The following is a 25,061-nucleotide window of genomic DNA, read 5'->3' as shown; positions in this document are numbered from 1 at the left end:
GTGGGGAGCCGTCAGAGCATCCGGCGGACCTGACGCTGTCCCGCGCGGCGCAGGGACAGCCGCGACCACACGGCTTGCTGGAAGGCCAGGGTCGCCCAGCCTGCGATGGCCATGCCGGTCAGGTTCAGCGCCAGCTGCAGAGTGCTGCCCAGGATGGCATCCTTGACGCCGAACACGATGCCGAGTGCCACGTTGCCCGCCGCCGGCACCGTCGTCACCGAGATGAACACCCCGGACAGTCCGCCGAGCTTGGATGAGGTGAGTGAGAGGACCCCGGCGGCTGCGGCGATGACTGCGACGATGAATGACCACTTGTCGGGGGTGTAGATGAAGGCGGTACTCGGTCTGGGGCCGGTCACATCGTCGATCGTCACCCAGCCCAGCCAGCGGGTGAATAGGGCCATGGCAGCGGTGACGGCGATCGCGACCGCGAACCCGACCAGGAGCGTGCGGGCGGCCAGCGTCAGGAGGGCGAACCGGCGCCGCACCAGGGCCACCCCCAGTGCGGCGATCGCCCCGAACTCCGGTCCCAGCACCATCGCGCCGATGACGAGGATCTGGGAATCGGTGACGATCGCGATCGCAGCCAGCATGGTCGCGAGTGTCATGAAGCTCAGATAGGTCCAGTTGAGTTCGGTGTCCTCGTAGGAGCGCTGCGCGACCTCCGCCCACACGACCGCGTCGGCGCTGCTGCCCGGAGCTTTCAGCTCGGCGTCGAACCCGCCCTGGGAGAGCCATGCGTGGACCGGTTCGATCTCGATGCTGCCGTGGTGGTGGAGATCGGTCGCCCGTAGCAGGTCGACGACGTCGTTAGCGGCCTCCCTGGCGACGTCGGCGAATATGAGGTCGCCGGGAGGCCGGAGCGAGGCGCCACGCACCACCGCGAGACCGCTGACTCCTGGATCCGCTTCGAGGATCGCGACGGCGTCGTCTGTCAGTTCGGTCGGCGCCAGGATCCTCAGGTGCAGCATGTCTACCAGTGTGCCGGGCGCGTCTGGGGATGTCGTGGGCCGGGGCCGACTCGGTACAAATTCGCTTCCCTACGGTCGGTGCGGGTGGATAGCATTGCCGGCCATGGCTGATCCGCATTCACACGTCTACTTCGGTGACCGGCTCGTTCCCACGCGGGAGGCGACGCTGAGTGTCGCGTCGTCTGCGGTCTTGTACGGCCTCAGCGTGTACACAGTCTTCCCGGTGCACGTCGACGGCGAGTCTCGCCGCACCGCGTTCCGGCTTCGCGACCACTATCGACGACTTGTCGAGTCCTGCAAGATCATCGGCATCGACCGGTTTGCCGACGAGTGGAGCTTTGACCGATTCGTCTCGGTGACAAAGGAACTCGTTGCGGCCAATGCGCCGAAATCGGATGTGTTCGTGCGGGCTACCGTGCACGTCGACGCGACTATTCCCGGCACCCGGGTGCGCGGCTGTCACACCACCGTCTCGATGTTCGTCTACGACGCGACGCCGATCGTTCCGCAGGACGGCATGCGCCTGAAGACGAGCATGTGGCGCCGGATCCCGGACGACGCGATCCCGTCCCGCGCCAAGGTCAACGGCGCGTACGTGAACTCGGTCCTCGCCAAACAGGACGCGATCGACGCCGGCTACGACGACGCAATCTTCCTCGACGGCAACGGGCACGTGTGCGAGCTCAGTGCCGCCAATATCTTCCTCGTCCGCGGCGGCACGCTCATCACCCCCGACGTGTCGTGCGACATTCTCGACGGCATCAACCGGCGGACACTACTGACGCTGGCGGCGGAGGACGGCATTCCCGTCGTCGAGCGCGCCGTCGACCTCACCGAGCTGTACATTGCCGACGAGGTGTTCGCCACCGGGACCTCCGCCGGCGTCGCGCCGGTGCTCGAGGTGGACGGCCGCGTTGTCGGGGACGGTCTCACCGGGCCCGTCTGCCAGGCGCTGCGCAAGCGCCACACGGCGGCTCTGCGCAGTGACGAGCTACACGGCTGGGTCAGCGACCTGGGGTGATCGGTGCCCGATTGAGATCGGGTAGTGAACTACCTACGCGTGCGGGGGCCGCTCTACCTAGCGTTGACGGCATGACCACGGGAACACATCTTGCACAGGCAACGGGCACGTCGGCTGCGGAGCACCCCCCGGACGCCGACATCGAGAAGCTGCGCGGCGAGATCGACCTCTTGGACGCGCAGATCCTTGGAGCGATCCAGCGTAGAACCGAGCTCTCCCGTCTCATCGGTGAAGTCCGCATGCTCGGCGGTGGCACCCGATTGGTGCACACGCGCGAGATGCGGGTGCTTTCGAGGTTCGACGATCTGGGCCCGGAAGGGCACACACTGGCGCTGCTGTTGCTCAGATTGGGCAGGGGACGTCTGGGTCATGCCATGTGACGAGGCTGGCCCCGACCCGGAACCGGTCGGGGTCAGCGTTGTCATGTCCCCAGCGGGGGACGAATCTCAGCGCATCCAGAACTGCATGAGGTGGTTGCCGAGCGCCGCGTACACCTCGGGCACACCGGACAGTGCGAACAATGCGTAGATCGCGTCGAAGAACGCGACATTGACCTGTGGGACGAACAGCAATCCGATGAGCACCAGCATTCCGAACGGCTTGAATCTGTCGAACTTCTGACGGGTACCCGGCTGCAGGTGCGGCTCGATCGCGCCGTAGCCGTCCAGGCCCGGGACAGGCAGCAGGTTCAGCACAGTCGCCATCACCTGCAGGAAGGCCAGGAAGCTCAGCCCGGACCAGAACACCCGGTGCTCGCCGTCGAGGCCGAAGATCCGGATCGAGACGAGCAACGCCACGGCCGCGGCAGCGTTGACGGCGGGACCGGCAAGGGAGGTCCGAGTCTGGACGCGGGCCGGCATCGTTCCGGTCCGCAGGTATACCGCTCCGCCGGGCAGGCCGATCCCGCCGAGCGCGAGGAACATCACCGGCAGGCCGATCGACAGCAGTGGCTGGGTGTATTTACGCGGATCCAGGGTGAGGTAGCCGCGCATCACGACATCGTGATCGCCGTTTCGCCATGCGACCAAGGCGTGTGCGAACTCGTGCAGGCACAACGTCACGACCCAGCCCGCGACGACGAGTAGGAACACTCCGATCTGGCCCGACAGCTCGCCCATCGGTGTTCGCCACGCGAGCACCCCACCGAGCACTGCGATCGCCACGATGCCGAGGAACACCGGACTCGGCCGAACGAGAGCGGTCCGGGTACCGGCGTCGTAGGTCATGTGTCCAGTATCCAGCGCTGCACAGCGTCAGGCGCCGTAGACGAGTAGCCAGTCCTGGTGGTGTCGGTAAAAGGTCGAGCGTTTGACAGGCCGCTGAGTCCGGACGCCGTCGCGGATCAGCACCGCCGAGGGTGAACCGAGCTGGACTGCCCGTCCGGCCACCCACCGGTATCCGCCGAACCAGCGTCGTTTGTCGACGGCCGCGCGCAGACCGGGAAGCTCGGCGGTCGGAACGATGCGCAGGCCCGGGACGGTGCCGGAGAACAGCCGGGTGTCGTCGACGTACGCCTCGCCCACCAGTTCGCCGTCGTGCTCGGATCCGTAGATCCGGGCCTCGCCCACCAGTGCGAAGCCGGCGTCGTCGCGGATCAGCGGTAGTGGGCGCGCCACGCCGGAGACGGCGATCGCTGCGGCCTTCGATCCGGTCCGGATCCCGTACGCGTAGGTTGCGTCCGATCGTTCCTCGGGGACGTAGGCGAGCTCGACGTGAAGGCGCTCGGCGCGCATCAGCCGAGTCAGGGCGGCGGCGAAGGCGCCGTCGTTCCCGACGATCACCAGCCGGGGATGTTCGGTCGTCTCGAGTCGCGCGAAAGCCTCGTCGAAGTCGTCCTTGTCCGGCAGTTCGGGGGCGCAGAGCACATCGAGCGCCCGCAGTGCGATAGGCAACGGCGCGTCACCGCATTTGAGCACTATCGGGGTCATGGCACTCCTCGCGGGGATCTCCCCACTGCGGTTCGGAAATGGGCGGTTCGGACGGGACAACAGACTGTCCGGCGCACGCCGGTGGGCGTGCGACGGTATGCGGACACCGAACGTACGCCGCACGCAAGGTCATTTCGATGTCTACCCGAATCGATATGGACGCCGCAAACGGTCGGGGCCGCCCTGGGCCTGTGCGGAACGTCTCCGGCGGGCTCGAGGGCCGGTCGGAGCCGGGCCTCGGCTAGACTGTGCGTCCGGCCACTGCCTTAGACACGGCAGGACCATGCAGTCGGATACGTCTGCACGTCGACCGTAGGAGACAGGGAAATGCCGGCAATCGTCCTCATCGGTGCCCAGTGGGGCGACGAAGGTAAGGGCAAAGCTACCGATCTATTGGGCGGACGCCTGCAGTGGGTCGTGCGGTACCAGGGTGGCAACAACGCGGGGCACACCGTCGTCCTGCCGAACGGCGACAAGTTCGCCCTCCATCTGATCCCCTCGGGCATCCTCACACCGGGCGTCACGAATGTGATCGGCAACGGTGTCGTGGTGGACCCGGGTGTGCTGCTCGAGGAGCTGGCCGGGCTGGAGGAGCGCGGTGTCGACACCAGCAGACTGCTGATCTCGGCCGACGCGCACCTGATCATGCCGTACCACGTGGCCATCGACAAGGTCACCGAGCGCTTCCTCGGCGCCAAGAAGATCGGCACCACGGGCCGCGGCATCGGCCCCTGTTACCAGGACAAGATCGCGCGTGTCGGGGTCCGCGTGGCCGATGTCCTGGACGAGAAGATCCTCACCCAGAAGGTCGAGGCGGCACTCGAGTTCAAGAACCAGGTGCTCGTCAAGATCTACAACCGTAAGGCCCTCGACCCACAGCAGGTGGTCGACGAGGTCCTGACGCAGGCAGCCGGCTTCAAGCATCGGATCGCCGACACGCGCCTGCAGCTCAACCAGGCCCTCGACGCCGGCCAGACGGTTCTCCTGGAGGGCTCGCAGGGCACGCTGCTCGATGTGGACCACGGCACGTACCCGTACGTGACCTCGTCGAACCCGACGTCCGGCGGTGCCGCGGTGGGCTCGGGCATCGGCCCCACCAAGATCACGACGGTCCTCGGCATCCTCAAGGCGTACACCACGCGTGTCGGCTCCGGTCCGTTCCCGACCGAGCTGTTCGACGAGTTCGGCGTGTACCTGGCGGACAAGGGTGGCGAGGTGGGTGTCACGACCGGACGCGGTCGCCGCACCGGCTGGTTCGACGCCGTGATCGCGCGTTACGCGACCCGCGTCAATGGCATCACGGACTACTTCCTCACGAAGCTCGACGTGCTGTCCAGCCTGGAGACCATCCCGATCTGCGTCGCGTACGACGTCGACGGCGTGCGCGTCGACGAGATGCCGATGACACAGACCGATATTCATCATGCGAAGCCGATCTACGAGGAGATGCCGGGCTGGTCCGAGGACATCTCCGGTGCCCGCACCTTCGAGGAGCTGCCGGTCGCCGCGCAGAACTATGTGCTGCGGCTCGAGAAGCTCTCGGGGGCATACATGTCGTGCATCGGCGTCGGCCCGGGCCGCGACGAGACCATCGTCCGCCGCGACATCCTGGCATAGCACCACCTGTCCCGTGTTCGGGGCGGAGGCCAGCGAATGGACCCTTCATGCGCTCTCGGCGCGTGCAGGGTCCATTCAGCTGTGGGGGACGGCTGCTCAGCGCATCTCGCCGGCGCCGGCGTAGGGGTGCCGGCTGACGAGCGGCTTGCCCTCGTCGAAGCGGCTGTAGCGGAAGTCGTCTCCGTCGACGGCGGCGTCGCTGCTGACGCCGTCGAGCAGTAGATCCGCGGCCAGGCGTCCGACGGCCGGGGAGATCTTGAAGCCGTGGCCGCTGAAGCCCACCGCGAGGAACAGTCCCTCGGCGGGCGAAGGGCCGATGATCGGGTTGTAGTCGGGCGTGATGTCGTAGCAACCGGCATAGGACGACGCGAGGCGTGCGTCAGGCATGTTCGGCAGGATCCGGTCGAGTTTGCCGATCGCGGTCTCGACGAACTGGTCGGTGGCGCGGTTCAGATACGCGTCCGGGTCGGCGAACTCGGGTGCCGAGTGGTCGCTGTTACCGACCAGCAGGTGTCCGTTCGGTTCGCGTCGAATGTATTGCAAATTCACCAGATCCGAGAAGGTTGGGACTTCCGGGGTGGGTTCGCCCTGGTCCACCAGCACCAGCTGTTCGCGCTGCGTGCGGATCGGCAGATTCACGCCCGCGGTCGCTGCCAGCGCGGGGCTCCACACTCCGGTCGTCAGTACTACCGTGTCGCAGTGGATCTCGGATCCGTCGGCGCACACGACGCCGCGGACCCCGTCCTTCCCGTCCTGGATCAGGCGAACGACGCTGGTGGACTGACGAATTCGCACTCCAAGCGTACGGGCTCTGGCGCCGTAGGCCATTCCGGTCATATAAGCGTCGCCGTGTCCACCGAGCGGCTCGTAGGCGAATCCGGCGAAGTCGTCGAGGTGGATGCCGGGCCACATCGTCCGGACGGCATCGGCGTCCACCAGCTCGACCGGGACTCCGATGGCGCGATGCATATCGACATTGGCGCGCAGGGGCGCGAGGTTGGCCGCGCCGACGCCGACGACGTATCCGGTCTGCCGGAACCCGATGTCGGTTCCGAAGAACTCGCGGGCGCGGGAGAACACGTCGACGCCGTGCCATGCCATGGCCGCGAGTGACGGAACACCGTAGTGGCAGCGGACGATTCCGCTCGACTTGCCCGTCATTCCTGAGCACAACGTGTCGCGTTCGAGCACAATCACGTCGCTTTCACCCCGGTCGGCGAGCTGCCACGCGATCGCCAGTCCCTCCAGCCCGCCGCCCACGATCACGATCCGCGCGCGCTCTGCCGTGTTGTCTGCCATCTGAACCTCCAGGTCGAATGTTTCCTATTGATTGACAGTGTTGCATAACGAGAAACATTCGCAACCCGGGTTTCATGTGCGGACCCTGTTACGCAGTGTTCACCGCAGCTACTCGCAGCCCTTACAGCCACCGATCACTCTCAGATGATCTCGATTCCCCGTGAAAGACGGGCCGACACAAGGGTGGGCAGATATGGAGCAGGCTCTCGCGGCTGCCGATACCGCATGGTTATTGGCCGCGTTCACTGTTGTTGCGTTGATGATCCCCGGACTCGCGCTGTTCTACGGCGGCATGGTGAGCATTCGCAACTCGCTCAACATGATGATGATGACGTTCGGCTCCTTCGCCGTCGTCGGTGTGCTGTGGGTGCTCTTCGGCTACTCGACCGTCCTCGGTAACTCGTTGGGCGGCTTGGGCATCCTCGGCGATCCACTCGAGTTCGTCGGACTGGGTCAGCTGCTCGATCCCGCCTCGGAGCCCGGGCTGCCGCCCGCTCTGGTGGCCGGGTACCAGATGCTGTTCGCAGCTATCACCGTTGCGCTCATCTCGGGCGCATTGGCCGACCGGATCAAGTTCGGTTCGTGGATGCTGTTTGCTGGGTTGTGGGTCACGCTCGTGTACTTCCCGGTGGCACACTGGGTGTTCGCGTTCGACTCCGATGACGGCAGTGTTGTCGGCGGCTGGATCGCAAACAAGCTGGGAGCCATCGACTTCGCGGGCGGCACTGCGGTCCATATCAACGCGGGCATCGCGGCGCTCGCGATGGTCCTCGTGCTCGGCAAGCGCCACGCCTTCCCGAACATGCCTCGGCCGCACAATCTTCCGTTGACCCTGCTGGGTGCCGGAATCCTGCTGTTCGGATGGTTCGGTTTCAACGGCGGGTCGGCCCTCGCGGCGGACAACGCGGCATCCGTCGTCATCCTCAACACCGTGTCCGCGGCCTGCGCCGGCATCTGTGGCTGGCTGTTGGTGGAGCGGCTGCGTGAGGGTCGGCCCACATCTCTGGGCGCGGCGTCGGGTCTCATTGCGGCACTGGTCGCGATCACTCCGGCCTGCGGCGCGGTGTCGCCGATCGGAGCCTTGTTGATCGGTGCGGCCGCAGGTGCGCTGTGCTGCTTCGCGGTGTCGCTCAAGTTCCGTCTCGGATACGACGACGCTCTCGACGTCGTCGGTATCCACCTCGTCGGCGGCATTCTCGGTACATTGCTGATCGGCCTGCTTGCCACCGAGGACGCGCCCAACGGTGTCGCGGGGCTGTTCTACGGTGGAGGCCTCGGACTGCTGGGTAAGCAGGCGCTGGCGGTGGCTGCGGTGCTTGCCTATTCGTTCGCGGTCACGTGGATCATCGCGAAGGTCATCGACCTCGTGATGGGTCTGCGAGTGCGGCCCGAGGACGAGCACGAGGGCCTCGACGTCACCGAGCACGGTGAGACCGCGTACGTGACGGAGACGGTCGCGGTGACGGTGTCGGGCTCGGGTCCCGTGGATCCGGCTGCGGTAGCGAATGCTGCGGAGCAGTTGGCAACCCGCGCCGCCAGTGCCGAGCAGCGCACGTAGCGCATTCGCTCGGTATCGAATACGCCAAGACGCGTCCGGAGATTCAGCCTCCGGACGCGTCTTGGCGTCCCGCAGTCTCGGTGGGGGACTTCAGTCCTGATGGTTGTCCGGGTATGCGGTGACTGCGAGAAAGCGAATCGGCAACTGCACCAGTTGGTTCGGTCCGTGCAGTCCCTCGCCGTCGAGTAGCAGTGAGTCACCTGGCCGCAGGCGGTACTCGCTCTCGCCGTGGCCGTAGACCATCTCGCCCTCGAGCATGTAGATCAGCTCGGTGCCCGGATGCTGGAAAAGCGGGAACACCTCGCTCGCATTGGTGAGGGTGACGAGCACCGGTTCGAGGCGCTTGTGCTGCCCGCGCAGGGCCCCGAGCAGTTCGTAGTGGTGGCCTACTCGGGTACCGCGGCCGACGATCACTGCACCGCTTCCGGATTCGACGAAGACCGCGTCGCGAGCGGTATCGGCGCCGCGGAACAGCGACGTGACGGGGACGTCGAGTCCTGCAGCCAGGCGCGCGAGGGTCGACAGACTGCACGACGTCTGCGCGTTCTCGATCTTGGAGAGCATCGCCTTGGAGATCCCGACCTTCGCGGCCATGTCACCCACCGACAGCCCACTTGCGAGGCGCAGTTTGCGGACCTGAACGGCGATGACGCGCTCGAGGTCGACGCCGGTGGGGGTGTCGGCCGGCACCTCCCGCTCGGTGGTGTCGCGATGCACGGGGCGCTTGGACGGACTCATTGCCCCACAGTAGCGCCCCGTCCACTGTCAGTGGACGGGGCGTGGAACCGGCGCCGGTTCGCGTCGCACAGGGGCTGACGGGATCCCACAGTCGTTCGGCACGATTTGCGGTGTGATCCCGTCAGAAGCGGTGCTGTCTCGGCAGGCGCGGTGTGATCCCGTCAGAAGCGGTGCGACGCCATGCCGCGGTGGCAATCTCAGAGGCGCCCCGGGATCCAGTCGGTGCCGGCGAGCGGGACCCGGGCCATCGCCGACGCCTCGACCGTCAGGGCAACCAGATCCTGCGGCTCGAGGTTGCGCAGGTGCGACTTGCCGCATGCGCGGGCGAGGGTCTGCGCCTCCATCGTCAGCACCCGCAGGTAGTTCGCGAGCCGGCGTCCACCCTCGATCGGGTCGAAGTTCTTCTGCAGCTCCGGGTCCTGCGTCGTGATGCCCGCGGGGTCCAGTCCGGCCTGGAAGTCGTCGTAGAAGCCGGCCGCCGAGCCGAGCGCCTCGTACTGCTTCTGGAAGCGGGGATGATTGTCGCCCAGAGCGATCAGCGCGGCGGTGCCGATCGCGACGGCATCCGCGCCCAGCGCCATCGCCTTCGCGACGTCGGCGCCGGAGCGGATGCCGCCGGACACGATCAGCTGCACCCCGCCGGATCCCCCCGTCGCTCCGCTCGCCCCGCCGCGATGGACGTCCAACTCCTGCAGCGCCTGCACCGCCTGCGGGATCGCGGCAAGCGTGGGGATGCCGACATGCTCGATGAACACGTCTTGCGTCGCGGCGGTCCCGCCCTGCATGCCATCGACGACGATCACGTCGGCGCCGGCCTTGACGGCGAGCTTGACGTCGTAGTAGGTGCGGGTGGCACCGACCTTGACGTAGATCGGCTTCTCCCAGCCGGTGATCTCGCGCAGTTCGATGATCTTGATGGCGAGGTCGTCCGGACCGGTCCAGTCGGGGTGACGGCAGGCGCTGCGCTGGTCGACGCCGATCGGCAACGTGCGCATTGCGGCGACACGGTCGGTGATCTTCTGCCCCAGCAACATTCCGCCGCCCCCCGGCTTGGCGCCCTGGCCCAGCACGATCTCGATGGCGTCGGCCTGGCGCAGGTCGTCGGGGTTCATGCCGTACCGCGACGGCAGGTACTGGTACACCAGGGTCTTGGACTGGCCGCGTTCTTCGGCGGTCATGCCGCCGTCGCCGGTGGTGGTCGAGGTGCCGACCTCGCTGGCGCCGCGGCCGAGGGACTCCTTCGCCCGACCGGACAGCGCGCCGAAGCTCATGCCCGCGATAGTGATCGGGATGTCCAGGTGCAGAGGGTGCTTCGCGTGCCGGTCGCCGAGCACGACGTCGGTGTCGCAGCGCTCGCGGTAGCCCTCGAGCGGGTAGCGGGACATCGACGCACCCAGGAACAGCAGATCGTCGAAGTGCGGGAGTTTGCGCTTGGCGCCCCAGCCGCGGATGTCGTAGATGCCGGTCTCGGCGGCGCGCTGGATCTCGTGGATGACGTCGCGGTCGAAGGTCGCGGATTCGCGCAGACCGGGGGTGTGCGTGGTCATGGGGCCTCCTGGAAGTGGCGCGCGTCAGTACGACGAGGCGTTGTCGACGTGGAAGTTGTAGAGCTTGCGGGCCGAGCCGTAGCGGGTGAACTCGGTGGGGTCGGCGTCGAACCCGGCGGCGTCCAGCAGTTCCCGCAGTTCGGTCAGGTGTTCGTTGCGTATCTCTTTCTTGATGCAGTCCGCACCGAGCGAGGCGACGGTGCCGCGCACGTAGATGCGGGCCTCGTACAGCGAATCACCAAGGGCCTCACCGGCGTCGCCGAGCACGACGAGGCGTCCGGCCTGACCCATGAACGCGCTCATGTGGCCGATGCTGCCGCCGACGACGATGTCCACGCCCTTCATCGAGATGCCGCACCGGGCGGCGGCGTTGCCCTCGATGACGAGCAGGCCGCCGTGCGCGGTGGCGCCCGCCGACTGCGACGCGTCGCCGGTGACGCGGACGCTGCCCGACATCATGTTCTCGGCGACGCCGACTCCGGCGTTGCCGTCGATCGTCACGCTCGCGTGCTGGTTCATGCCGGCCGCGTAGTAGCCGACGTGGCCCTCGATCCGCACGTCGATAGGTGCATTCAGGCCGCACGCGAGGGCGTGCGCACCGGCCGGTTCGACGACGCTGACCGACGCCGGGGCCGCGGTGGCCTGCAGCGCCGCGTTGAGGGCGCGGGTGCCGACATCCGAGACGTCGTACGTGGTGGTCGGGGCGGCGGTCAGCGGTGCCATACGTAAACCTCTTCCGGCTCGGGTTCGAAGATGCGGGCGCCCTCGATGCCGGGCAGCCCGGCGAGGGCGCGGTACTCGGATGCCATCGCGACGTAGTCGACGTGTTCGGCGATGATCGCGGGCTTGCACGCGATCGGGTCGCGCACCACCGCGAACGAGTCCTGCGTGGAGACAAGCAGCGTGTAGAAGCCGTCGAACCGCTCTCCGAGCATGCGCAACGCCTTCTCCAGGTCGACGCCCTCGGCGAGTTGCTTCGCGACGAATCGGGCGCCCACCTCGGTGTCGTTCTCGCTGTCGAAGGCGACGCCGTCGGCCTCGAGTTGCCGCTTGACGCTCAGGTGGTTCGAGAACGACCCGTTGTGCACCAGGCACTGGTCGGGGCCGACTGCGAACGGGTGCGAACCCGCCGCGGTGACCGCGGATTCGGTGGCCATGCGGGTATGCGCGACGCCCTGCCAGCCGGAGGCGGCGGGCAGTCCGAACCGGTGCGCGAGGTCGACGGGATCGCCCATGCCCTTGAGGACGGTAACGTCGTCGCCGAACCCGATGAGGATGGCACCGGGGGCCGCACCGAGTGCCGCGTCGGCCAGGGCCGATGCCGGAACTGCCCCGTGCAGGACGGTGTTCGGTCCGGCGTCGATGCCGACGACGGCGGTGCCGAGCGCGATCCCGACCGTCGCGGCAAGCGCCTCCGCGTCGGTATCGGCGTCGAGCAGTGTGACGGTCGAGTGCCCGGGCGGCGACCAGGTGGGGTCACCGTAGATGGCCATGCCCGCCGAGTCCGGTCCGCGGTCCACCATCTGGCCCAGCATTCCCGTGAGCAGCTCGCCGAGCCTCGGGTGCAGCGAGGGCTCTCTCAGATGGAGCCCGACGATTCCGCACATATGTTGTCTCCCTTGGGTTTCCTGTGAACGTCAGAACGCCGTGAGGTAGGTGTCCAACTCCCACGGCGTCACCGTGTTGTGCCAGTCGAAGAACTCCTCACGCTTGAGAGCGGCGAAGTAGTCGGCGACGCCGGTGCCCGCCGCGTCGAGGGCGCCGGTGACGACCGCGTCCTTCGCGAGCGCATCCATCGCGTGTAGCAGCGTCATGGGCAGATCGTCGGGGCACACGCCGCCGCCGGGTGCACCGGGGTCGGTACCGCGTCGAACACCGTCGAGGCCGGCCGCGATCGTCGCGGCCGACGCCAGATACGGGTTGGCGGAGCCGTCGCCGCCGCGCAGTTCCACGCGGTTGGCGTCGGGCACGCGCAGGTAGTGGGTGCGGTCATTGCCACCGTACGTGGGCCGGCGCGGCGACCACGTCGCCCCGCTGCTCGTCGAGATCGCCCCGGTTCGCTTGTAGGAGTTGACGGTCGGTGCGAGGACCCCCTGCAGGGCGCCGGCGTGTTCGAGGATGCCGCCGATGAACGAGTACGCCGTGGCCGACAGTCCCAGACCGCGCGGGTCGGCCGCGTCGGGGAACACCGGTTGGTCGCCCCGCCACAGCGACAGGTGCATGTGCATACCGCTGCCGGTCCGGTCGGCGAAAGGCTTCGGCATGAACGTTGCGGTCATACCGCGCTGTTCGGCGAGGACGGAGATGAGATAGCGCAGCGTCATCACCCGGTCCGCGGTGGTGAGGGCGTCGGCGTACTGGAAGTTCTGTTCGAACTGGCCGTTGCCGTCCTCGTGGTCGTTGGCGTAGTTACCCCAGCCGAGTTCGTTCATCGCTGCCGAGATCGCGGTGAGGTGCTCGTACATTCGGGTGACATCGCGGGCGTCGTAGCAGGGGCGCCGGGACGTGTCGAGGGCGTCGGCGGTGCGCAGTGTCCCGTGCTCGTCGCGGGCGACGAGGAAGTACTCGATTTCGGTGCCCACCTTCACTTCCAGGCCCAGTTCGGTGGCTTGCGCGAGCACCTTTCGAAGTATCACCCGCGGCGCGAACGGCCAGGGTTCGCCCTCGACGTGCGGGTCGCAGTGCACCAGCGCAAGTCCGGGACGCACGAACGGGATCGGGGTGAATGAGGCGAGATCGGGTATGGCCACCAGGTCGGGATCCTTCGGAACCTGGCCCATCGCACCGGCGGCGTACCCGGCGAATCCGACGCCGTCTTGCTGGAGCTCGTCTGCTGCCTCGACCGGAACGAGTTTGGCGCACGGTTTGCCGGCGAGGTTGGTGAACACCGCGAGGATGAACCGGGTGCCGGTGGCCCGAGCGAGCGCAGCGAGGTCGCGGTGCTCGGGGGCGTTCGGCGTCACGGCGGCCGGAATGCGCATCACGGTGAGATCGGCGGGGTCGAGCGCCATGTGTACTCCTCGGATTCGGCGACAAGTTGTTTCACTAGGGGAATCGATGTCGCATATGAGGAAACACGGAGTCGATGACGGTCGCGTTACGGGCGGGTGAGGTTGTCGTGACGGCCGCGCAGGGGCGGTGTCGGGAGGGCGCTGACCGGGACCTGTTGCCGTGAAAGATGATTCGTTTACAAGGGTTAACCGTGGCGTAATCACCTGCGGGTTTCACCTCATTACTGTTCGTTTCACGTCAGCGACCGTCGCTTGATTCGTCGCCGCATCGCCTTCCTTTCGCTACATCACGAGGAGCAGACATGTCCGACACCGCCACCACGCCCGCGTTCCGGGTCAGCCCGGACTTCTGGAAGTCGCTGCCGCAGATGTCCCAGGCCGAGTTCCCCGGTACCGAGGGGTATATCGCCGACGTCTATCCCAATCCCGACGGGTCGCCGATGGCCGCCGGCTATTTCGAGCTGTTCCACACCGACGCGCCGCTCGACTATGTCTACGAGTACGACGAGATGAAAGTGGTACTCGACGGCCGGTTCCGGCTCGAGAACCTCGACACCGGCCAGGTGGAGGTGGCCGGGCCGCGTGATGCGATCTTCTTCCCCGCCGGTTCGCGGATCCGTTTCACCACTCCCGATCGGGCGCTGGCGTTCTACGTCGGCCTGCGGTCGTTCGCGCCGTAGGAGGCGACGTGAGCGTATGCATGGAGACCACCAGTGTGCCTCGGTGGGACGTGGAGGCGCGGACGCTCGCCGACGGCGGACGCAGCGTCACCGTGCTGTCGTTCGGCAGAGCAGCCGAGCCGCGGGCGCGGGCGCTCGTCGCGGGCTTCGGGGGGCGTCGCGTCAGCTGGCTGCGGATGCCGCCGGGGTTCACGGCCGGTGCCGAGGCCGTACTGGGGCGCGAGTTGGCTGCGGCCCGCGTCGGATGGCGTCTGGTCCTGGTCGGTGACGAGGTGACGGTGTTGCAGGCACGGGCGCTGGCCGTCGCCGCAGGGGCGCTGGATCAGGAGATCCTCTCCGACGTGGTCGGCACCGACTCGCGCCGAGTGTACTGCGCGCACTGCCATCAGATGCACATCACGGACACTGCGGTGGGAGGCCGCAGTACCTGCCCTACCTGCGGCGTCACCCTGGTCGTCTACCACCATCTCTCACGCCGTCACGGCGCCTATCTCGGATACATGTGCGATGCGGAGGAACGCCCTTGACGATGCTTGTTGTCGGCTCGCTCTCCGACCTCACCGACGACGTCCGGCACCTGCGTCTCGTCGATCCCGGCGGCGCGGCTTTGCCGGCGTACGCTCCCGGTAGTCATGTCGTCCTCGAGTGTGGGGTCGGTCCGGACGGACTTCCACGTCGAAATGCTTACTCGCTCACGGGATCCGGAGTGGAGCCCGATTCGTACGCGCTCTCGGTTCGCCGTGACGACACCGGACGCGGTGGTTCGCGGTGGATCCACGCGCTGAGCCTCGGCGACAGCGTCGAGGTGAGCCGCCCGCGCAGCGCTTTCGCGCCGGTGTCGACCGCCAGGCACCATGTGCTGGTCGCGGGCGGGATCGGGGTCACGCCCATTCTGTCGCACGCCCGGGCGGCCGTGCGTTGGGGGCGATCGTTCGAGGTGCACTACGTGTTCCGGGGCGGTGACGGGCCGCACTTGGACGACCTGATCAATCTGTGCGGCAACAGTTTGCAGACGTACCGGGGCTCGAGCGAGTTGTGGTCGACGCTGGCACCGGCTCTGCTCGACCGCCCGCTCGGCACTCACCTGTACACGTGCGGTCCCGCGCCGCTGATTGACGAAGTGCACGATCGTGCGCGGGCCGCGGGTTGGCCACCCCAGCGAATCCACCACGAGCACTTCGGGATCGCTGCCCTGGAACCGGGAACAGCGTTCACCGTTCGATTGCGGAGCACGGGTGCCGACGTCGAGGTGCCGTCCGGGACGAGCCTGCTCGATGCGCTGGAGCAGCACGGCGTGGCGGTGCCGAACCTGTGCCGTCAGGGTGTGTGCGGCGAATGCCGTGTTCCGGTTGCCGCAGGTGCCGTCGCGCACCGTGATCTGTATCTGACCGAGGACGAGAAGGCCGCGGGTGACTGTGTGATGCCGTGCGTGTCCCGTGCCGAAGGCCCGCGATTGGAGCTGGAACTGTGAGTACTGCAACGGATTCCCGGGTGGCCACCTTCCCGTTCCCGTTCGCCCACGACACCTACCGCTACAGCACCAATGTCGAACCCGCCGGTGGCCGGGTGGTCACCGCAGCGGGTGGCTGGGGCGAGCACGTCGTCGACGTCGACGAGCGCTATCTGACCGAGCTCGCCGAACGCGACCGCATCCTGGCTGCGGATCCCACCCGGTTCCAGGCGTTGCCGCACATGGAGATCGCGCAATGGGATGCAATGCTCGCGATCATGCGCTCGCTGTCGGCGTCGTATCCGAGGACGATGTCGCTCGAGCGTGACGGAGGGCTCTGGCGGTGGACCAACCACGCCCTCGACCTCGAGCAGGCGTTCGTGCACGGGGAACGTGCGACGCTGCCGGAGCCGCCGCTGCGGTTCATCGGCCGGCAGATCCAGGAGGACGTCGTGCTGCTGGACCAGCGGGAGGGTCAGCTGTGGGGTGACGCGGGACTGGTGACGTTCGCGGCCGACTGGTCGCTGCGGTTCGACGTCGGGATGAGCTTCCTGCAGATCCACGGCCCGGTCCCGCGGATCCACACCGAGGGCGTGATTACGCGAGCGCAGAGCTTCCTGATGCGGCTCGAGTCGGGGCAGCAGTTTCGGCGCACCAACTGGACCCTCACCGTGGATGGCCGGCTCGACACCTCCACCGAGACGTACCCGGAGTGGGGCAGGGACCGGCGGACGCTCGCGGACGGTCCACTTGCCGAGGTGGGGGAGCGGCTGCACCTGCGAGTGGAGGTCCAGCACCTGATCCGACTCGGCGCCTCGGGCGCGATCATGTTCCTGGTCCGCACCCATATGCTGCCGTTCACCGACATCGCGCTGGTACCCGCATGGGCACAGCGTCTGCACTCCGTCCTCTCCGAACTGCCCGACGATATGGCCGAGTACAAGGGCATCACGCGGATCCGGCAGCCCGGCATCGACTGGCTGGCCGACTGCCGCACCCGGTCCGGGAGCTGACGGGGCCGCGCTGCGCGGACGAATGGACCATTCCGGAGGGGGGCGGCGATTACGATCGGCGACATGGCCCTTCTGTATGCCGCCCAGCTCTCGCCCACCAAGCCCGAACTGATCTCGGCCTGGATGCCGTCGGCGCCCTACTATCCGGGCGGAACGCCCACGCTCACGCCGGTCGGCGCGTACCGGTTCGACGATCCCGCCGGTGAAGTCGGTATCGAGGCCCACCTGGTGCGCGACACCGACGGTGCGATCTACCAAGTGCCGCTGACCTACCGATCGGCACCGCTCGCGGGCGCACGGTTGGCGGGCGAGATGGAGCACTCGGTGCTCGGACACCGCTACGTCTACGACGCCACGACCGACCCCGTCTACGTGCAGCAACTGCTTGCGACGATCTACGGGGGCGGCCGTGAGGCCGAGCAGTACGTCCATATCGACGGCGCCGAGCCGAGGCTGATCGACAACACCGCTTACGCCTCGGGCAGTGGCGTGACCGGTGTCGAGGCGCCCACGGTCGGTGATGTCCGTGCGGTCGCGGATGGTACCGACACTGTGATCAGTGCCGGTGGGATCACTGTCGTGGTGCATCACCGTCCGGTCGAGGTCGAACCGGACGGACCCGTCTTGTCCGGTGAATGGGACGGTGGGCGAGGAGTCTTCGCGTCGGTGCGCTGACTCCCGCCGCCCGTCGGCCTCCCTGGCCGAAGAAGGTGGGGTCAACTACCCCGCGCGATCCACTCCTCGAGGTGCGGAGCCTCGGTGCCCACGGCCGTGTCGTCACCATGGCCGGTGTGGACGCGGGTCTCCGCCGGCAGCGCGAACAGCTTGTCGCGGATCGACCCGATGATGGTCGGGAAGTCCGAGAACGAGCGTCCGGTGGCGCCCGGACCGCCGGAGAACAGAGTGTCGCCGGAGAACAGCTCACCGGCCTCCGGCAGGTACAGGCACGTCGAACCGGGGGAGTGGCCCGGAGTGTGGATGGCCTGGATCTCGGTGCCCGCCACCGCGATCCGCTGACCGTCCTCGAGCGCCAGGTGCCGCACTCCCGGATGGGTCATCTGCCACAGGACGTCGTCGGCCGGGTTCAGGTAGATCGGGGCATCGAGCTTCTCGGACAGTTCCGGTGCGACCGTGACGTGGTCGTTGTGCCCGTGCGTGCACACGATGCCGACCACCTTGCGGCCGCCGACGGCGTCGATGATCGGCTGCGCGGTGTGCGCGGCGTCGATGACCAGCACTTCGTCGTCGTCACCGACGAGCCAGATGTTGTTGTCGACGTCCCAGGCGCCGCCGTCGAGTTCGAACGTGCCCGACGTGACGACCCGGTCGACCCTGAGCTTTCCGCTGTGTCGATTCCCCGTCGCTTCGCTTGCCATTACAGGACCACCACCGAGCGCAGCACCTCTCCGCGGTGCATCGTCTCGAACGCCTGCTCCACGTCCTCGAGTTTGATCCGCTCGGTCACGAACTTCTCGAGCGGCAGACGGCCCTGCTGGTACAGGTCGACGAGCATCGGGAAGTCGCGCTCGGGCAGGCAGTCGCCGTACCACGACGACTTGAGCGAGCCGCCACGCGAGAAGAAGTCCACCAGCGGCATCTCGAGTGTCATGTCCGGGGTGGGGACGCCGACGAGGACGACGGTGCCGGCCAGGTCGCGGGCGTAGAACGCCTGCTTCCACGTCTCGGGGCGGCCGACGGCGTCGACCACGACATCGGTGCCGAAGCCGTCGGTGAGGTCCTGGATCGCCTCGACGACGTCCTCGACCTTGGACGCGTCGATGGTGTGGGTGGCGCCCAGTTCGACGGCCCACTCGAGCTTCTTGGGATCCCGGTCGATCGCGATGATCTTGTTGGCGCCGGCCAGGCGCGAGCCCATGATGGCGGCGTCGCCGACACCGCCGCAGCCGATGACCGCCACCGAGTCGCCGCGACTGACGTTGCCGGTGTTCATCGCGGCGCCCATGCCGGCCATGACGCCGCAGCCGAGCAGGCCGACGACGGCCGGGTCGGCGGTGGGATCGACCTTGGTGCACTGTCCGGCGTGGACGAGGGTCTTGTCGGCGAACGCGCCGATGCCCAGGGCCGGGGTCAGTTCGGTGCCGTCCTCGAGGGTCATCTTCTGCTTGGCGTTGTGGGTGTCGAAGCAGTACTGCGGGCGACCGCGCTTGCACGCGCGACACTTGCCGCACACCGCACGCCAGTTGAGGACTACGAAGTCACCCACCTCGACGGTGTCGACACCCTCGCCGAGGGCCTCGACGATGCCCGCGGCCTCGTGTCCGAGGAGAAACGGGAACTCGTCGTTGATGCCGCCGTCGCGGTAGGTGAGGTCGGTGTGGCAGACCCCGCACGCCGCGATCGCGACGACGACCTCGCCCGGCCCGGGATCGGGGATCGTGATGTTCACCAGTTCGACGGGCGCATCCTTCGAGCGGGCGATGACGCCCCGTACCTGCTGCGGCATGATTTCTCCACTCCATTCGGTCGACGTGAACGCACGGGCGCACATATCGTCAGGTGCGCATCCCACTACGAGGCTAGTCAGGAGTGGGCGGCGCGGGGACTGGCCGAGTGGAGGGGTGGGCCTGGCCGAACGGTCAGGGTGATCAGAGGGTGGGGCGGATTCCGGCCTCGCTGCCCAGCGCCGCGGCCTCCGCACGGGTAGCGACGTCGAGCTTGCGAAGCACCCCTGCGACATGGAACTTCACGGTGCTCTCGCTCACGCCGAGGCGTTCGGCGATGGCGCGGTTGCGGCGACCGGCGACCAGGTGCCCGAGCACCTCGAGTTCCCGTGGGCCGAGGTCGGTCAGGGCGTGGTGGGTCGTCGGTGCGGTCGGTGCATGCAGCGGCAGGGTCGCAAGGACCCGCGAACCCCAGCCCGCCGTCGACTCGATCTCGACGGCCCCACCCAGCGACTCCACGCGGGGACGGAGTTGCCGGTCGAGGTCGGCCGAGTCGGCGAGGCCGCGGCCGTCGTCACGGATATCGACCACCAGATCGGATTCGGAACACAGCCACGCGATGCGGATACGGGTGACCTCGGGCTGCGCGGACAGTGCCAGCACCGCCCCGCGGACGACGGCCCGCGCAGCGTGGGCCAACTCGCCGGGCACGGCGCGTCCGGCGACGGCGGGTTCCACGAGGTCGAGTGCGATGTCGCGGTGACGCAGCAGTCCACGAAGTTCGCCCCGCAGCCTCGCGAAGGCGGTGACGACGGATTCCTCCGCGAACTCGCGGTGCGTGTCGACGGCGGTCCGCAGCCCGATCAGCGCCGCCGACGCCGTTTCCCTGGCCGCGTCTCGGGCCCGGCCGTCGTCGAGGTCGGCGGACCGCAGCGTCGACAGCAGCGTTTCGAGCGTGGTGGCGTGTACCTCGGTCAGTTCGGCGATGGTGCGTGCCCTCTCGGCGGATGCAGCGCGCGACTCGGCGAGGTAGGCGGGGCTCGCGCCCTGCACCTGCAACTGGATGCCGGTGGCGACGATCCCGAACATCGACCGCGCGGTCTCCAGCGGCAGAGTCCGCGACAGCGCGCCGGTCGGAACGATCACCAGGAGTGTGTCGGTGCGGTCGAGGATCGCATAGACCTCGCGGGGCCGCCCCGCGATCGTGGCCTGGCCGCGGAAGATCCGGCCGTGATCGAGACCTGCTCGGAGAGAGTCTAACTCGGCGATCGTCACCCGATCGACGATGTCGGGATCGCCCGCCGTCTTGCGGGGGCGTCCGGTGCACTCGCGGGTGAAGATGACCAGCGCCGAGTGCGGAACGGTGCCGGCCAGCAAGGCCGAGAATCGTCGGCCGATGTCGGAGAGCCGGCCGACGAGAACGTCACGCAGGCCGTCCAGCAGCTCGTCGGGTGCGGTGTCGTTCACGCCGCCACGATATCGGCACCAGGAAGCGGCGGGTCGTGGCGGTGCATGCCTCTCCAATCAGTCCAGTTTCGGCATGCTGGCCCGGACTCCGCCGGGATCCCGATCGGGTTCGGGTGGCCCGCTCTGCTTCGGGTACTCGTTCAAGATCCCGGCCAAAGGTGCTGCAGGGCGGAACTGTTCGAGCCGAAAGGGTCCCCATCGATCTCCTTTGGGAGCGTAGCGGTAGACGAATGCAGCCAGTCCGGCGATGCAGGCCAGGGTGATCAGAGTGCTCATGATGGCCATTCTCAGCGGAGGTGGCATTGAAATGAACGGCCAGTTTGCGAATACTGGACCGCATGATGATGCATGCACTCGGCGCGCGGGCGGTGGCGCGCGACCTCGGCGCCTGGCAGGACGAGTCCGGACGCCGCTCGACGCGTCCGGCATACCGTGCGCTCGCGGACGGCATCCGGCTCCTCGTGCACGACGGTCGTGTGCCGCTGGGAACGGCCCTGCCGAGTGAGCGCGAGTTTGCGTCGGAGCTCAATGTCAGTCGCACGACGGTGACGACGGCCTACTCGGTGCTCCGTGACGAGGGTTACCTGGTGAGCCGGCAGGGCTCGCGGAGCACGGTGACGCTACCGCCGGCCGTCGACTCGAACCGGCGGCGGGTCCATGTGCATCTGCCAGTGTCCGACGGTGCGGGGGTAGATCTCAGCTATGCCGCGATGGTGGCGCCGGCGGAAGAGATCAGTGAGGCGTACAGTGCTGCGCTGCAGTCGCTTCCGCCCTTCCTGGACACACACGGCATGGAGCCGGTGGGTATCACAGTGCTACGGGAGGCTGTTGCGGCACGCTACCGGGCGCGAGGGCTCGAGACCGACACATCGCAAATCATGATCACCTCCGGAGCTCAGCACGCAGTCCGGCTACTGCTCGGTGTTCTCACTGCGCCGGGCGAGCGGGTGATTGTCGATCATCCAACCTATCCCAATGCGCTGGAAGCACTTCGGCGGGTCGGTGCCCGCCCCGTTCCGGTCCCGGTTCGACCCGAGGGCGGTGCGTCCCGCGCCTGGGATCTCGACGGAATACGCAGTGCAGCAAGGCAGACCGCTGCACGGATGGCGTACCTCCTACCGGATTTCCACAACCCGACAGGGCTGTGCCTCGACGAGCAGGGGCGGGCGGAGCTCGCTCGGATCGCCCGTGACACCCGAATGACACTCGTCGTCGATGAGACGATGGTCGACGTGTGGCTCGATGCGCCTCCGCCACCTCCGGTGGCGGCGTTCGCGCCAGGATCCGCGGATGCCGATGTGGTCACAGTCGGCTCGATTTCCAAGTCGCACTGGGGTGGTCTGCGGGTGGGCTGGATCCGCGCGAACCCGGAGCTGATCACCCGGCTCGTCGGCTCGCGGTCCGCGCTGGATCTCGGCACTCCCGTGATGGACCAGTTGGCCGCGCTGCATCTGCTCGAGCGTGGGGATGCCCCGATCGAGGTCCGCCGAGAATTACTCCGCACGCAGCGCGCGGCGCTGCTCGACGAACTGTCGGTCCGGCTGCCGGACTGGGTGCCCACGGTTGGCACCGGCGGGATGTCGTTGTGGTTGCGGATGCCGGCGCCGGTGTCGACGGCGCTTGCCGCGACGGCGCCCAGTCACGGTGTCGTCCTCGCCTCCGGCACTCGGTTCGGAGTCGAGGGCGCCTTCGAACGGTTCGTTCGGCTGCCGTATGCGCGCCCGGTCGACGAACTGCGGCGCGCCGTCGCCGGCGTCGCCGCAGCCTACGACGGGCTCGGCGTCGCGCGTGAGCCCGCTGAGCCAGCGTTGGTGGTGTAGGGGCCCGTGCGTGGTTGGGGTGGCTGGGGACTCCCCAACCACGCACGGGCTACTGCCACAACGTGTCGATGTCCGTCGCGGTGCGGGCCGGTGGCAGCGGCGCGCGGGTGGGTGTGCGGGAGAAGCGCGGCGCCGGGTAGTGCTGGGTGACACCGTCGACCTCGATCAGCGAGCCGCGCGCGGCGATGTGCGGATCGCTGGGCGCCTCGGCGAACGTGAGCACCGGGGTGGTGCACGCATCGGTGCCGTCGAAGATCTTGGTCCACTCGTCGCGCGACTTCGACAGGAAGCGGTCGGTGAAGATCTCACGCAACTCGGTCCAGCGGGCGGCGTCGTGCTGGCCCGGCAGTTCCGCGGGGTCGAGCTCGAGGCGCTTCAACAGCTCGGCATAGAACTGGGGCTCGATCGCGCCTACCGCCATGTACTTGCCGTCGGACGTCTCGTAGGTGTCGTAGTACGGGGCGCCGCCGTCGAGCATGTTCACGCCGCGCTCGTCGCTCCACATGCCCGATCCCCGGAAGCTCCACATCATGTGCGACAGCGCGAGGGTGCCGTCGACCATCGCGGCGTCGATCACCTGTCCCTGACCGGACGTCTGCCGCTCGACGAGCGCGGCGAGGATGCCGAACACCAGGAACATCGAGCCGCCGCCGAAGTCGCCCACCATGTTCAGCGGCGGCACCGGGCGTTCGCCCTTGCGGCCGATCGCGTGCAGCACGCCCGTGAGGGAGATGTAGTTGAGGTCGTGGCCGGCGGAGTGCGCGAGCGGGCCCTCCTGGCCCCACCCGGTCATGCGGCCGTAGACCAGGCGCGGATTGCGGGCGAGTGCCACATCGGGGCCCAAGCCCATGCGCTCGGTGACACCCGGACGGAAACCCTCGATCAGGACGTCTGCGCGCTCGAGCAGTCCGAGGACCTTCTCGATGTCGGCCGGATCCTTGAGATTGGCCTCGACGACCTTGCGGTTGCGCTGGATCTGGCTCGCACGCTTCCCCTCGGCAGGCAGCTGCCCGGCACGCTGGATGCACACGACATCCGCGCCCAGATCGGCGAGCAACAGCGCGGCGTGCGGGCCCGGACCGAGCCCGGACAGTTCGACGACGCGGATCCCGGCGAGCGGGCCCTTGCGTTCGGCACCTGCAGTCACGTCTTACCTCATTCCTCGATGGTTGGACCTGCAATGAAGTGACGTTAACCCCTGAGGGCGGCATGCTGTGTCCCGGGCCACGGGCGCGACCCACTCTTGCCACGTGCCTAGGCCTGGGCGCACAGTGGATGGCATGGCGTTCCCTGGAGAGCTCGTCGCATTTCTGGCCAGCACCGACCTGGACGTGTCGTCGATGTTCTATGTCGACACGCTGGGTATGACCGTCACCGAGCGGACGCCGTTCGCGCTGGTTGTCGAAGGCGGTGGCGGCACAGAACTCCGGATCACCCTGGTGCAGTCGAAGGCGGACACCGGCTACACCGTGCTGGGCTGGCGCACGAAGGACCTGGCGGCGACGGTGAACGAGTTGCGGGGCAAGGGTGTCGAGTTCCTCCGCTATCAGGGCATGGATCAGGACGAGTACGACGCGTGGACGGCGCCGGACGGCACCCGTGTCGCATGGTTCCGTGACCCGCACGGCAACGTCCTGTCGGTTCACCAGCCAGCGAGCTGAGTCGGTGGGGTTCGTCGATGCGGGTGGCGCGCGCCTGCACTACGAGGTGTGCGGTGCCGGTGAGCCGTTGGTGCTGCTGCACGGCAACAGTGAGAGCCTCGGGTACTTCGGCGCACAGATGCCCGTCTTCTCCGAGCGCTACCGGGTGGTCGCGCTCGACACCCGCGCACACGGCGAATCGACCCGCGGCGATGGCGTGCTCGACTTCGCGAGGCTGTCCGACGACGTCGTCGCCGTCCTCGACGCGCTCGGTATCGACAGCGCACACATCCTCGGCTACAGCGACGGTGGAAACACCGCACTCACCCTGGCGCTGCGCGAACCCGAACGGGTGCGGTCACTGATCATCAACGGCGCCAACCTCGATCCGCACGGGCTGGGCGCGAAGTTTCGCGTCCCAGCCACTCTCGCATGGATCGCCGGTGGTGTCGTCGCACCGCTGTCGGCTCGGGTGCGACGGCAGCGGGAATTGCTCGAGCTGATGGTCCGGCACCCGCACATCGCCGCGTCGGATCTCGGGTCGATCGCGGTACCGACGCTGGTGATCGTGGGGGAGGGCGACGCGATTCCGCGCAGTCACACCGAGTTGATCGCGCGGTCCATTCCCGGCGCCGAGCTGACGATCGTTCCCGACGCCGGACACGCGTGCGCCGAGGAACGCCCAGCTGCGTTCAACGCGGCCGTGCTCGGGTTCCTGGCCTGTGCGGACACATTCGGCCAGTGACGCCTGTCGGATCGTTGACCGGGTAGTTCTCGGCGCCGTGGGCGTGGGCGGGGCGCCGACAGTGGTGGCCGGCGCCCGCAACGAGGGCAACAACTGGATCGTCGAACATGTCAGGTCGCGATCGCGCCCGACTCCCTTGACACAACGCGCGTAG

General features: G+C 67.8%; 26 protein-coding genes. 12 read left to right on the top strand and 14 right to left on the bottom strand.

Annotation, left to right across the window (positions count from 1 at the left end; genetic code table 11):
• Positions 1–11 precede the first annotated feature (11 nt).
• Entirely contained in the window at positions 12–971 is a 960-nt protein-coding gene (locus ERC79_RS08005; RefSeq protein WP_131577205.1) for a DUF389 domain-containing protein, read from the bottom strand.
• A gap of 103 nt (positions 972–1,074) precedes the next feature.
• Here ERC79_RS08005 and ERC79_RS08000 point away from each other — a divergent pair, with 103 nt between their 5' ends.
• Together ERC79_RS08000 and ERC79_RS07995 are read left to right on the top strand one after the other, a co-directional pair.
• The gene (locus tag ERC79_RS08000) at positions 1,075–1,992 is read left to right on the top strand and encodes an aminotransferase class IV (RefSeq protein WP_131577203.1); all 918 of its coding nucleotides are present in this window, start codon (positions 1,075–1,077) and stop codon (positions 1,990–1,992) included.
• A 71-nt stretch (positions 1,993–2,063) separates the two neighbouring features.
• Complete coding sequence (locus ERC79_RS07995) at positions 2,064–2,372, top strand: chorismate mutase (RefSeq protein WP_131577201.1); 309 nt, start codon at positions 2,064–2,066, stop codon at positions 2,370–2,372.
• 66 nt (positions 2,373–2,438) lie between these two features.
• Here ERC79_RS07995 and ERC79_RS07990 read toward each other — a convergent pair whose 3' ends face one another.
• Both ERC79_RS07990 and ERC79_RS07985 read right to left on the bottom strand, forming a co-directional pair.
• Positions 2,439–3,218 carry a site-2 protease family protein gene (locus ERC79_RS07990; protein WP_131577200.1) on the bottom strand — a complete coding sequence of 260 codons (780 nt, stop codon included), beginning with the start codon at positions 3,216–3,218 and terminating at the stop codon, positions 2,439–2,441.
• Positions 3,219–3,245: 27 nt separating this feature from the next.
• Positions 3,246–3,920 carry a hypothetical protein gene (locus ERC79_RS07985; protein ID WP_131577198.1) on the bottom strand — a complete coding sequence of 225 codons (675 nt, stop codon included), beginning with the start codon at positions 3,918–3,920 and terminating at the stop codon, positions 3,246–3,248.
• 327 nt (positions 3,921–4,247) lie between these two features.
• Here ERC79_RS07985 and ERC79_RS07980 point away from each other — a divergent pair, with 327 nt between their 5' ends.
• Positions 4,248–5,537: an adenylosuccinate synthase gene (locus ERC79_RS07980; RefSeq protein WP_131577197.1), complete on the top strand. Its 1,290-nt coding sequence runs from the start codon at positions 4,248–4,250 to the stop codon at positions 5,535–5,537.
• 96 nt (positions 5,538–5,633) lie between these two features.
• Here the strand turns inward: ERC79_RS07980 and ERC79_RS07975 are convergent, their stop codons facing one another.
• A complete protein-coding gene (locus tag ERC79_RS07975; protein WP_131577195.1) occupies positions 5,634–6,836 on the bottom strand; it encodes an FAD-binding oxidoreductase in 1,203 nt (400 codons plus the stop codon).
• Positions 6,837–7,029: 193 nt separating this feature from the next.
• Between ERC79_RS07975 and ERC79_RS07970 the strand changes: the two genes are divergently transcribed.
• Positions 7,030–8,394, top strand: coding sequence for an ammonium transporter (locus ERC79_RS07970; protein WP_131577194.1), 1,365 nt, complete (start codon positions 7,030–7,032; stop codon positions 8,392–8,394).
• 90 nt (positions 8,395–8,484) lie between these two features.
• On the opposite strand, the gene ERC79_RS07965 is transcribed toward ERC79_RS07970, so the two are convergent.
• The 5 genes from ERC79_RS07965 to glnT all read right to left on the bottom strand — a co-directional run bounded on the left by ERC79_RS07965 (position 8,485) and on the right by glnT (position 13,690).
• Positions 8,485–9,132, bottom strand: coding sequence for an XRE family transcriptional regulator (locus ERC79_RS07965; protein WP_131577192.1), 648 nt, complete (start codon positions 9,130–9,132; stop codon positions 8,485–8,487).
• A gap of 197 nt (positions 9,133–9,329) precedes the next feature.
• The gene (locus ERC79_RS07960) at positions 9,330–10,679 is read right to left on the bottom strand and encodes an FMN-binding glutamate synthase family protein (RefSeq protein ID WP_131577191.1); all 1,350 of its coding nucleotides are present in this window, start codon (positions 10,677–10,679) and stop codon (positions 9,330–9,332) included.
• Between the two features lie 24 nt (positions 10,680–10,703).
• The gene (locus ERC79_RS07955; protein WP_131577190.1) at positions 10,704–11,402 is read right to left on the bottom strand and encodes a protein glxC; all 699 of its coding nucleotides are present in this window, start codon (positions 11,400–11,402) and stop codon (positions 10,704–10,706) included.
• Positions 11,390–12,286 carry a glutamine amidotransferase gene (locus tag ERC79_RS07950; protein WP_131577188.1) on the bottom strand — a complete coding sequence of 299 codons (897 nt, stop codon included), beginning with the start codon at positions 12,284–12,286 and terminating at the stop codon, positions 11,390–11,392. Before ERC79_RS07950 ends, ERC79_RS07955 begins: the two co-directional genes overlap by 13 nt.
• A gap of 30 nt (positions 12,287–12,316) precedes the next feature.
• Positions 12,317–13,690 carry a type III glutamate--ammonia ligase gene (gene glnT / locus ERC79_RS07945; RefSeq protein WP_131577187.1) on the bottom strand — a complete coding sequence of 458 codons (1,374 nt, stop codon included), beginning with the start codon at positions 13,688–13,690 and terminating at the stop codon, positions 12,317–12,319.
• Between the two features lie 302 nt (positions 13,691–13,992).
• Here glnT and ERC79_RS07940 point away from each other — a divergent pair, with 302 nt between their 5' ends.
• The 5 genes from ERC79_RS07940 (at position 13,993) to ERC79_RS07920 (ending at position 17,508) form a co-directional block, all read left to right on the top strand.
• Positions 13,993–14,370 carry an ethanolamine utilization protein gene (locus ERC79_RS07940; protein WP_131577185.1) on the top strand — a complete coding sequence of 126 codons (378 nt, stop codon included), beginning with the start codon at positions 13,993–13,995 and terminating at the stop codon, positions 14,368–14,370.
• Positions 14,371–14,378: 8 nt separating this feature from the next.
• Positions 14,379–14,897: a dimethylamine monooxygenase subunit DmmA family protein gene (locus tag ERC79_RS07935; protein ID WP_242676773.1), complete on the top strand. Its 519-nt coding sequence runs from the start codon at positions 14,379–14,381 to the stop codon at positions 14,895–14,897.
• Positions 14,898–14,899: 2 nt separating this feature from the next.
• On the top strand, positions 14,900–15,841 hold the full coding sequence (locus tag ERC79_RS07930; RefSeq protein WP_131580859.1) for a PDR/VanB family oxidoreductase: 942 nt from the start codon (positions 14,900–14,902) through the stop codon (positions 15,839–15,841).
• Complete coding sequence (locus ERC79_RS07925; protein ID WP_165497055.1) at positions 15,838–16,833, top strand: DUF3445 domain-containing protein; 996 nt, start codon at positions 15,838–15,840, stop codon at positions 16,831–16,833. The genes ERC79_RS07930 and ERC79_RS07925 overlap by 4 nt, the downstream gene beginning before the upstream one ends.
• Positions 16,834–16,896: 63 nt before the next feature.
• The gene (locus ERC79_RS07920) at positions 16,897–17,508 is read left to right on the top strand and encodes a hypothetical protein (protein ID WP_131577184.1); all 612 of its coding nucleotides are present in this window, start codon (positions 16,897–16,899) and stop codon (positions 17,506–17,508) included.
• Positions 17,509–17,549: 41 nt separating this feature from the next.
• On the opposite strand, the gene ERC79_RS07915 is transcribed toward ERC79_RS07920, so the two are convergent.
• The 4 genes from ERC79_RS07915 to ERC79_RS07900 form a co-directional block, all read right to left on the bottom strand.
• Positions 17,550–18,209: an MBL fold metallo-hydrolase gene (locus ERC79_RS07915; RefSeq protein WP_131577182.1), complete on the bottom strand. Its 660-nt coding sequence runs from the start codon at positions 18,207–18,209 to the stop codon at positions 17,550–17,552.
• Positions 18,209–19,297 carry an S-(hydroxymethyl)mycothiol dehydrogenase gene (locus ERC79_RS07910; RefSeq protein ID WP_131577181.1) on the bottom strand — a complete coding sequence of 363 codons (1,089 nt, stop codon included), beginning with the start codon at positions 19,295–19,297 and terminating at the stop codon, positions 18,209–18,211. The genes ERC79_RS07915 and ERC79_RS07910 overlap by 1 nt, the downstream gene beginning before the upstream one ends.
• A 142-nt stretch (positions 19,298–19,439) precedes the next feature.
• Positions 19,440–20,702 (bottom strand): LuxR C-terminal-related transcriptional regulator, encoded by a 1,263-nt coding sequence (locus ERC79_RS07905; protein ID WP_131577179.1) that lies wholly within the window; start codon positions 20,700–20,702, stop codon positions 19,440–19,442.
• A 57-nt stretch (positions 20,703–20,759) separates the two neighbouring features.
• Positions 20,760–20,978, bottom strand: coding sequence for a hypothetical protein (locus ERC79_RS07900; protein WP_131577178.1), 219 nt, complete (start codon positions 20,976–20,978; stop codon positions 20,760–20,762).
• A 62-nt stretch (positions 20,979–21,040) separates the two neighbouring features.
• On the opposite strand from ERC79_RS07900, the gene ERC79_RS07895 reads away from it, so the two are divergent.
• On the top strand, positions 21,041–22,522 hold the full coding sequence (locus tag ERC79_RS07895; protein ID WP_131577177.1) for a PLP-dependent aminotransferase family protein: 1,482 nt from the start codon (positions 21,041–21,043) through the stop codon (positions 22,520–22,522).
• Positions 22,523–22,571: 49 nt separating this feature from the next.
• Here the strand turns inward: ERC79_RS07895 and ERC79_RS07890 are convergent, their stop codons facing one another.
• Positions 22,572–23,669, bottom strand: coding sequence for a CaiB/BaiF CoA-transferase family protein (locus ERC79_RS07890; protein ID WP_131577175.1), 1,098 nt, complete (start codon positions 23,667–23,669; stop codon positions 22,572–22,574).
• Positions 23,670–23,802: 133 nt separating this feature from the next.
• On the opposite strand from ERC79_RS07890, the gene ERC79_RS07885 reads away from it, so the two are divergent.
• Both ERC79_RS07885 and ERC79_RS07880 read left to right on the top strand, forming a co-directional pair.
• Positions 23,803–24,183, top strand: coding sequence for a VOC family protein (locus ERC79_RS07885; RefSeq protein ID WP_131577174.1), 381 nt, complete (start codon positions 23,803–23,805; stop codon positions 24,181–24,183).
• Positions 24,137–24,907 carry an alpha/beta fold hydrolase gene (locus tag ERC79_RS07880; RefSeq protein WP_242676772.1) on the top strand — a complete coding sequence of 257 codons (771 nt, stop codon included), beginning with the start codon at positions 24,137–24,139 and terminating at the stop codon, positions 24,905–24,907. Before ERC79_RS07885 ends, ERC79_RS07880 begins: the two co-directional genes overlap by 47 nt.
• Positions 24,908–25,061 lie beyond the last annotated feature (154 nt).

Source organism: Rhodococcus sp. ABRD24, assembly GCF_004328705.1.
In the GTDB taxonomy this organism is placed as follows: Bacteria; Actinomycetota; Actinomycetes; order Mycobacteriales; family Mycobacteriaceae; genus Prescottella.
This window is presented reverse-complemented; position numbering and strand designations above follow the sequence as displayed.

Bases quoted from the DNA above. Each gene is read 5' to 3' on its own strand.
- ERC79_RS08005 (WP_131577205.1), bottom strand. From the start codon at position 971: ATGCTGCACCTGAGGATCCTGGCGCCGACCGAACTGACAGACGACGCC.
- ERC79_RS08000 (WP_131577203.1), top strand. From the start codon at position 1,075: ATGGCTGATCCGCATTCACACGTCTACTTCGGTGACCGGCTCGTTCCC.
- ERC79_RS07995 (WP_131577201.1), top strand. From the start codon at position 2,064: ATGACCACGGGAACACATCTTGCACAGGCAACGGGCACGTCGGCTGCG.
- ERC79_RS07990 (WP_131577200.1), bottom strand. From the start codon at position 3,218: ATGACCTACGACGCCGGTACCCGGACCGCTCTCGTTCGGCCGAGTCCG.
- ERC79_RS07985 (WP_131577198.1), bottom strand. From the start codon at position 3,920: ATGACCCCGATAGTGCTCAAATGCGGTGACGCGCCGTTGCCTATCGCA.
- ERC79_RS07980 (WP_131577197.1), top strand. From the start codon at position 4,248: ATGCCGGCAATCGTCCTCATCGGTGCCCAGTGGGGCGACGAAGGTAAG.
- ERC79_RS07975 (WP_131577195.1), bottom strand. From the start codon at position 6,836: ATGGCAGACAACACGGCAGAGCGCGCGCGGATCGTGATCGTGGGCGGC.
- ERC79_RS07970 (WP_131577194.1), top strand. From the start codon at position 7,030: ATGGAGCAGGCTCTCGCGGCTGCCGATACCGCATGGTTATTGGCCGCG.
- ERC79_RS07965 (WP_131577192.1), bottom strand. From the start codon at position 9,132: ATGAGTCCGTCCAAGCGCCCCGTGCATCGCGACACCACCGAGCGGGAG.
- ERC79_RS07960 (WP_131577191.1), bottom strand. From the start codon at position 10,679: ATGACCACGCACACCCCCGGTCTGCGCGAATCCGCGACCTTCGACCGC.
- ERC79_RS07955 (WP_131577190.1), bottom strand. From the start codon at position 11,402: ATGGCACCGCTGACCGCCGCCCCGACCACCACGTACGACGTCTCGGAT.
- ERC79_RS07950 (WP_131577188.1), bottom strand. From the start codon at position 12,286: ATGTGCGGAATCGTCGGGCTCCATCTGAGAGAGCCCTCGCTGCACCCG.
- glnT (WP_131577187.1), bottom strand. From the start codon at position 13,690: ATGGCGCTCGACCCCGCCGATCTCACCGTGATGCGCATTCCGGCCGCC.
- ERC79_RS07940 (WP_131577185.1), top strand. From the start codon at position 13,993: ATGTCCGACACCGCCACCACGCCCGCGTTCCGGGTCAGCCCGGACTTC.
- ERC79_RS07930 (WP_131580859.1), top strand. From the start codon at position 14,900: ATGCTTGTTGTCGGCTCGCTCTCCGACCTCACCGACGACGTCCGGCAC.
- ERC79_RS07920 (WP_131577184.1), top strand. From the start codon at position 16,897: ATGGCCCTTCTGTATGCCGCCCAGCTCTCGCCCACCAAGCCCGAACTG.
- ERC79_RS07915 (WP_131577182.1), bottom strand. From the start codon at position 18,209: ATGGCAAGCGAAGCGACGGGGAATCGACACAGCGGAAAGCTCAGGGTC.
- ERC79_RS07910 (WP_131577181.1), bottom strand. From the start codon at position 19,297: ATGCCGCAGCAGGTACGGGGCGTCATCGCCCGCTCGAAGGATGCGCCC.
- ERC79_RS07900 (WP_131577178.1), bottom strand. From the start codon at position 20,978: ATGAGCACTCTGATCACCCTGGCCTGCATCGCCGGACTGGCTGCATTC.
- ERC79_RS07895 (WP_131577177.1), top strand. From the start codon at position 21,041: ATGATGATGCATGCACTCGGCGCGCGGGCGGTGGCGCGCGACCTCGGC.
- ERC79_RS07885 (WP_131577174.1), top strand. From the start codon at position 23,803: ATGGCGTTCCCTGGAGAGCTCGTCGCATTTCTGGCCAGCACCGACCTG.